Origin of the sequence: Lactobacillus delbrueckii subsp. bulgaricus, assembly GCF_046938665.1 — a bacterium.
Lineage (GTDB): Bacteria > Bacillota > Bacilli > Lactobacillales > Lactobacillaceae > Lactobacillus > Lactobacillus delbrueckii_C.
This window is the reverse complement of record NZ_JBKZCD010000103.1, coordinates 1-250: the sequence shown is the minus strand read 5'-3', so window position 1 is coordinate 250 and position 250 is coordinate 1. Positions and strand designations below refer to the sequence as shown.

The window sequence follows — 250 nt, the reverse complement described above, 5'->3', positions numbered from 1 at the left end:
CGGAATGACGTCGCCGATTTGAAGAGACAGATAGAAGCCAGAGGCATCATATTTGATGGTGGCCGTTCCAATTCGAAAGTTGGGATTGTGGGCAAGAACCTTGCGGTAGCTTGAGCCGCTGATTCTGATTCTGCCAATCTTTGGAAGCTTGACGTGCTTCATGTCCAGGAAGCACACCGAGCCTGAAAATGGAGTACAGTTTTCGATCTTCTTGTCCTCGCTTTTGTAGATGCAAGAAGTCTGATAGCCG

General features: G+C 48.4%; 1 pseudogene. It reads right to left on the bottom strand.

Annotated features, from left to right (window positions below):
* Positions 1-250: pseudogene (locus ACLUXO_RS10420) on the bottom strand (RNA-guided endonuclease InsQ/TnpB family protein); the annotation flags it as partial.